At 58.7% G+C, this 6677-nt stretch carries 3 protein-coding genes; all 3 read left to right on the forward strand.

Translation table 11 applies throughout. From position 1 onward, the window contains the following. The first annotated feature begins 374 nt into the window (after positions 1-374). On the forward strand, positions 375-1850 hold the full coding sequence (locus tag ACQ4N8_RS27825) for a putative amidoligase domain-containing protein (RefSeq protein WP_430707619.1): 1476 nt from the start codon (positions 375-377) through the stop codon (positions 1848-1850). Positions 1851-2161: 311 nt separating this feature from the next. Then, the gene (gene mutS, locus ACQ4N8_RS27830) at positions 2162-4888 is read left to right on the forward strand and encodes a DNA mismatch repair protein MutS (RefSeq protein ID WP_430707617.1); all 2727 of its coding nucleotides are present in this window, start codon (positions 2162-2164) and stop codon (positions 4886-4888) included. A gap of 645 nt (positions 4889-5533) precedes the next feature. Next, positions 5534-6677, forward strand: a 1144-nt coding sequence (gene mutL / locus ACQ4N8_RS27835; RefSeq protein WP_430707618.1) for a DNA mismatch repair endonuclease MutL, incomplete at its 3' end; no start/stop codon positions are given.

The raw sequence follows: 6677 nt of genomic DNA on the forward strand, positions 1-6677 counted from the left end.
TGGTGGGGGAGGAGGCCTCCTCCCCCACCACCACATCCTCCTGATGGATGTTTCTACTGGTTTACACAAACTTCTTGACGCTACCAGAAGTCCCTCATTTTGCGTGAAATAGAGGACATTTGTGGCGCTATTTTTTCGAATCACCGGGAAATGGCCGCTATTCACACCGTTCACTGGATAATAACGCCCAAAAGTTTCCCTATTGATGATGAACAGGCCCAAATCCAATAAATAAGACCCTATAGTTCCGCTATTATTATCGGGGGATCCCCCTGCAGATGAACCACGTTATTTTTGGATCGTTCTACTAGAGGCCAGACTGCCTAAAGCGAAAGTTTTGTTTGGAAAAACCTCTTATCGACAAAAGACGGGGGATGGAAGTTGTGGTCAAGGAAACAAATCTAGTGCTCAAAATCCGCCTCGGCTCCGGCGCGTCCAAAGCGCGATTGCAAAGGGCGTTGGAACGGCTTGGAGGCCCGTACCGGGTGCTTCGGGGCCCGCAACCGGCGGGGAGAACGCCGCATCCGCGTCGGGAGTCCAAGAATCCGCCCCCCGCGTCGGACTGGGTGTATTACGGTCCGGAGGAAGCCTATTGGGGCGGACGGGTCAAGGAGATCGCGATCAACGGCTCCAAGCCTCATCTGCGGGATGCCGGCGGCTGGAGGCAGCGGCTGGAGGCGTCCGGACTGAAGGTCAAACCTCCCGGACGATCCGCCGAGCCGGCTGCAGGCGCGGCCTATTTGCGACGCTACGCGGTGAGCGTGCTCCATCTGCGGGCGCTGGAAACCCGTTTGCTGGGGCATGCGGGTCAGTCGCTGCCGCTGCCGGGCAATCGGCCCGCGTCCGATTCACCCTTGTGGAAACGGCTGGAGAGCACGGCCGTCCGGGCTTTGTATGCCTTGGGCCTCGACATGGGCGAAGTGATCATTTCCGCCGGGGAGGAAGGCAAATTTACCGTGGACTCGCTCTCCTTGTCTCCCGAGATCGGGAGCGACGCGGCGGCCGAACGATATGCCCGGGCGCTGCGGGAGATTATGGCCGAGCAGGAACGGCTGCTGGAGGCGCCGATGGACCGGCTGATCGGGATGGATCCTGAATTTCTGCTGTTCGATCGCGATACCGGCAAGGTAATCCCGGCCTCGCGGTATTTGCCTTTTCACGGAGTTGCCGGCTGCGACGTGCTGCGTTACCGCGGGCAACGCTTGTTCCCATTGGCCGAATTGCGGCCCAAGCCGGGCAAAGAGCCCCGCGAGGTGGTCGTTCATCTCCTGCGCGCCTTGCGCGAGGCCGGTCATGCGATCGAGAACCGGGAGCTGATCTGGCAGGCCGGAGCGATGCCGCAACGCGGATTCCCCCTCGGCGGCCATTTGCACTTCAGCGGCGTGTTGCTCACGCCCGAACTGCTGCGTACGCTAGACAATTACCTGGCGCTGCCGCTCTCGGTGCTGGAGGATGGACGGGGCGCGCACCGCCGTCCCCGCTACGGCTTCCTCGGCGATTTCCGCCGGAAGGAGTACGGCGGCTTCGAGTATCGTACCTTGCCGAGCTTTTTGGTTTCTCCGACGGTAACCAAGGGCGTGGTCGCCCTGGCCCGGCTAATCACCGAGAACGAAGGCGAGTTGACCGCCAGACCGCTGGAGAGGGAAGAGATCTTTGCGGCATTTTACGCCGGAAAGAAGAAGCCGCTGCAAGCCGTTTTGCCGCGCCTGTTCGCCGATATCCAGGCCGCTTCCGCATATCCTCGCTACGAGAGCTATATCGCGCCGCTCTTGACAGCCGCCTTGTCCGGCCGCACCTGGGATGAAACCGCCGACATCCGCCGCGCGTGGAAAATGCAAAACCCCTCGTAACCGTTTGGCCCTTTCTGGTATAATAGAAATCTATGAGAGAGTGAAGAATGCGAGCTCAAAAAGCAGCTTCGTGATCGAAAGCTGACTTTTTGAGCTACCGTTCAATAAAAGTTCAAGAAGTCAGGTTTGGAGCACCGAGAAGGTTGGATGAAGGTAGGGACTGAGTAGCGGAGCGTAGGCAGACCTACGAGAGCAACGGAAGGCCCGGCTGAATTCAAGATTCGATGTCGAATCCGTTACAAAGCATAGCATCGTGATCGAAAGCTGACTTTTTGAGCTACCACTATAAGAGGCTGATTTGGAGGGGAATCATGGCTACCTACACGCCAATGATTGAACAATATCTGCGGGTCAAGGCGGAGGCGCAGGATGCGTTCCTGTTTTTCCGGCTGGGCGATTTTTATGAAATGTTCTTTGACGACGCGATACTCGCGGCGAAGGAACTGGAAATTACGCTGACCGGCCGGGATGGCGGCATCGGGGAGAAAATCCCGATGTGCGGCGTCCCTTATCATTCGGCCGACAACTATATCCACCGCTTGATCGAAAAAGGCTACAAGGTGGCGATTTGCGAGCAGCTGGAGGATCCGGCGCTGGCCAAAGGCGTGGTGAAGCGTGAAATCGTCCGGGTCATTACCCCGGGGACGATCATGGAAGGAAAAACGGTCGGCGAGCGGGTCAACAATTACATAGTATGCGTCACGGAGCGGCAGGGGCTGATGGCGCTGGCCGCCTGCGACTTGTCGACCGGCGAATTATACGCTACGTCGTCGCCGTCCAACAAAGAGTGGCTGCGCGACGAAATCGGCTTGTACGATCCGGCGGAAATTATCGGCGACGGCGAGCTGTTGGACTGGATCGCCGGACAAGCTGCTCCGCTCGGTAAACCGGTGGTGTATACGCCGTGGACCAAAGGCAAGGAAGATACGAGCCGGGCACAGTTCGGCGAAGCGGAATGGATTCGGCTGGAGCCGGAACGTCGGGACAATATCGCCCTGCTCGTCGGCTATTTAAGCGAAACGCAAAAGCGATCGCTGGGTCAGCTGACCAAAATTTCGTCGTACGAGCCCGAGCATTTCATGATCTTGGATCCGTTCACCCGGCGCAATCTTGAGCTGGTGGAGACGGTGCGGGAGCGCTCCAAGAAAGGCTCGCTGCTGTGGCTGCTCGACCGTACCGAGACGTCGATGGGCTCGCGGCTGCTGCGGCGCTGGATCGATAAACCGCTGCTGCAAAAGACCCGCATCGAGGAACGGCTGGAGGCGGTTGGCCATCTGCACGGCGCTTTTATTTTGCGCGAGGACCTGCGCGGTTCGCTGCAGGATATTTACGACTTGGAACGTCTGGTCGGCCGGGTAGCGTTCGGCAATGCCAACGGGCGGGACATGGTTGCGCTGAAAACCTCACTGCTTCAGGTGCCGGCGATCAAGGAACTCTGCACCGGTTCGGCTTCGGCATCGCTGCGGCGAATCGGGACGGCGATGGATGAATGCGCCGATATGGCCGGCATGATCGATGCGGCGATCGCCGACGATCCGCCGGTATCCGTCCGCGACGGCGGCATCATCAAAGCCGGTTTCCACGAGCGGCTGGACGAGCTGCGCGAAGCCGGCGTCAACGGCAAGCGCTGGATCGCCGAGTTGGAGGCGGCCGAGCGGCAGGCGACCGGCATCAAATCGCTGAAGATCGGCTACAACAAGGTGTTCGGTTACTACATCGAAGTGACTCGGGCGAACCTGTCGGCGCTGCCGGAAGGCCGATATGAGCGGAAACAGACGCTCGCGAACGCCGAACGGTTCGTCACTCCCGAGCTCAAAGAGAAGGAAGCGCTGATTCTCGAGGCCGAGGAGAAAATGGTCGATCTCGAATACGCGTTGTTTAACGAGCTGCGGGAGCGTATCGCCGGGGAAATTCCCCGGTTGCAGAAGCTGGCCGAGCAAATCGCCGAAATCGACGTGCTCCGGTCGCTGGCAGCCGTCGCCTCGGAAAATGGTTTCGTGAAGCCGGCGTTGAACGACGGCTATGATCTGATCGTGGAGCAAGGGCGCCATCCGGTGGTGGAATCCGTCATGAACGATGCCGCGTTTATTGCGAACGGCACCGCGTTGCGGAAGGAAGACGCCAGCATCCTGCTAATCACGGGGCCGAACATGGCCGGGAAAAGCACGTATATGCGGCAGGTGGCGTTGATTTCCATCTTGGCCCAGATCGGCAGCTTCGTGCCGGCGGCCAAGGCGGAGGTCCCGCTCGTAGATCGCATCTTCACGCGGATCGGGGCGGCCGACGACCTGATCGGCGGCCAAAGCACGTTTATGGTGGAGATGGCGGACATCCAGATCATGACCGAAAAGGCGACGCCGCGGAGCTTGATTATTATCGATGAATTGGGCCGGGGCACGTCGACCAGCGAAGGCATGGCGATCGCCCAAGCCGTGATCGAATACGTGCACGACCGAATCGGTTGCAAGGCGCTGGTGTCGACGCATTTTCACGAGCTCGCCCATCTGGAGCATAGCTTGCACGGCCTTAGCAATTACAGCATGGCGGTGCAGGAGAGCGGGGACAAGGTGCATTTTCTGCGCAAACTGATTCCCGGCGCGGCCGATACGAGCTACGGGATTTATTGCGCCCGGCTGGCCGGCTTGCCGGAGGAGATCATCGGGCGGGCCTACGGTCTGCTGAAAGGACTCGAACAAAAGGGACCGGCCATCGCGGGCGGATCGGCGGCCATCGGCGAGGGAGCGGCGCGTGCCGAAACGGCGGCGGCATCTGGGGGGCCGGCGCCCGAGGCGGAACGGGAGGCGGCAGCCGCCTATGCCGGGATCCAGGACGAAACGGTAGTTCGAGAGGAAGTTGTGCAGCTGTCGATTTTTGGCGATGACGAGCCGCGCAAGAAATCGAAGCCTGTCCAAGCCCCGGAAGATCCGGGAACCCGGCAGTTGATCGACCTGATCAAAAATGCCGATTTGATGAATATGACGCCTTTGCAAGCGATGCAGCTCATCAATGATTTGAAAATGAAGGCGAAGGATATGTGAGCGAAACCGCTGGGCGGTTCACCTGCAGCTATGGCAAAACCAAAGTAACTCGTATCGCAGGCTGCTTTTGCAACTTAGTAACCTAGTAAGCCACCGTTTTCCGAAATACGGCTTTTTACTTCTACGATAGTTCGGACACTCAAGAACGCCGGTTTGCCGTAAGGAGTGTTGAGGGGCCGGAATGCGGGGCGCGCATTGTATATGAAAGATCATGCACAATGGGGCTTTGGAGAGTCGAAATCTTAATTCTGTATGAAAAAGCGAATAGAATTCGTCCATTTCTGGCGACCCGGGCCAATTGTATGCGAAAAATCATACACAATGGGTCCTAAGAGAGACCGTAATCGAAATTCTGTGTGAAAAACCGAATAGAATTCAACGATTCCCGGGGATTACAGCGAATTGAATATGAAAAATCATTCAGGTTCATTGGCCGGCGGCTGGATAAAGCGGGTTGCCTTGGGCACGGTGGGGTTCAGCGGTTCTTGAGGATGAATCTGACCGAGATGATGATTTCGATGGGTAGGATGAATAAATCGAAAATGATGAATACGAAGAATACGAAGAATACGAACGGATAAGGTATGCCGTGAAATGGTGGAACTCAGTTTCGAGAACGATCGATTAGGCGGGAGGGGAAGCAAAATGGCAAAAATCGCAATATTGGACGAGCATATCGCCAACCAGATCGCGGCGGGCGAAGTGGTGGAACGGCCGGCGTCGGTGGTCAAGGAATTGGTGGAAAACGCCGTTGACGCGGGGGCGACCAAAATCGAGGTCACGGTGGAAGAAGGCGGATTGCAGTTGATCCGCGTCGTCGACAACGGCTCGGGGATCGAGCCGGAGGACTGTGAGACGGCATTTTATCGCCATGCGACCAGCAAAATCACGTCCGGCCGCGATTTGTTCCAAATTCGCAGCCTGGGGTTCCGCGGCGAAGCCCTGCCGAGTATCGCCGCCGTCGCCAAGGTCAAGCTCGTTTCGTCCAGCAGCGATACGGGACTCGGCCGGGTCATCGAGATCGAGGGCGGCACGATGAAGGTGAACGAGGACACCGCCGCCCCGCAGGGGACGGATATCGCGGTGAGGGAATTATTCTTCAACACTCCGGCAAGGCTGAAATACATGAAGACGATCCAGACGGAACTGGGCCATATCTCGGATGTGATGTACCGGCAGGCGTTGGCGCATCCCGGGATCGCTTTTACGCTGCGGCATAACGGCAACTCGCTGCTGCAAAGCCCGGGTGGCGGCGATTTGCTGCAGGTCATCGCGTCCATTTACGGCGTGAACGCCTCCAAAGGCATGGTACCGATCGAAGCGGAGGATCTGGATTACAGAATCACGGGTTACATCGGCCGGCCCGACTTGGCCCGCTCCAACCGCGGGGGCATGTCGACGATCGTGAACGGGCGTTATATCCGCAACCAGGGCTTGCATCAGGCGATCCTGCGGGCCTATCATACCTTGTTGCCGATCAACCGCTATCCGCTGCTCGTGCTGATGCTGGACATGCACCCGTCGCTGGTCGACGTCAACGTGCACCCGGCCAAACTGGAGGTACGCTTCAGCAAGGAACCGGAGCTGAACGGCTTCGCGGAGAACAGCGTGCGCGCCGTTCTGTCGGGGCAGGTGCTGATTCCGCAAGTGGTGCGGCAATCGATCGGCAAAGGGCCGAACCGCTCCGTGATCCAGGAGCAGTTCCATTTCCCCGCGCCCAGCGCCGGCGCGGCGGAAGGGACGCTCCGGCCGCCGGTCGCCGGCGGCGCGGAGCCCGGCCCGGGCGAAG

Origin of the sequence: Paenibacillus macerans (assembly GCF_050565405.1) — a bacterium.
Lineage (GTDB): Bacteria > Bacillota > Bacilli > Paenibacillales > Paenibacillaceae > Fontibacillus > Fontibacillus macerans_B.

What these genes read in the sequence shown, in the direction of transcription:
- ACQ4N8_RS27825 (WP_430707619.1), top strand. Translation starts at nt 375, where the DNA reads ATGGAAGTTGTGGTCAAGGAAACAAATCTAGTGCTCAAAATCCGCCTC.
- mutS (WP_430707617.1), top strand. Translation starts at nt 2,162, where the DNA reads ATGGCTACCTACACGCCAATGATTGAACAATATCTGCGGGTCAAGGCG.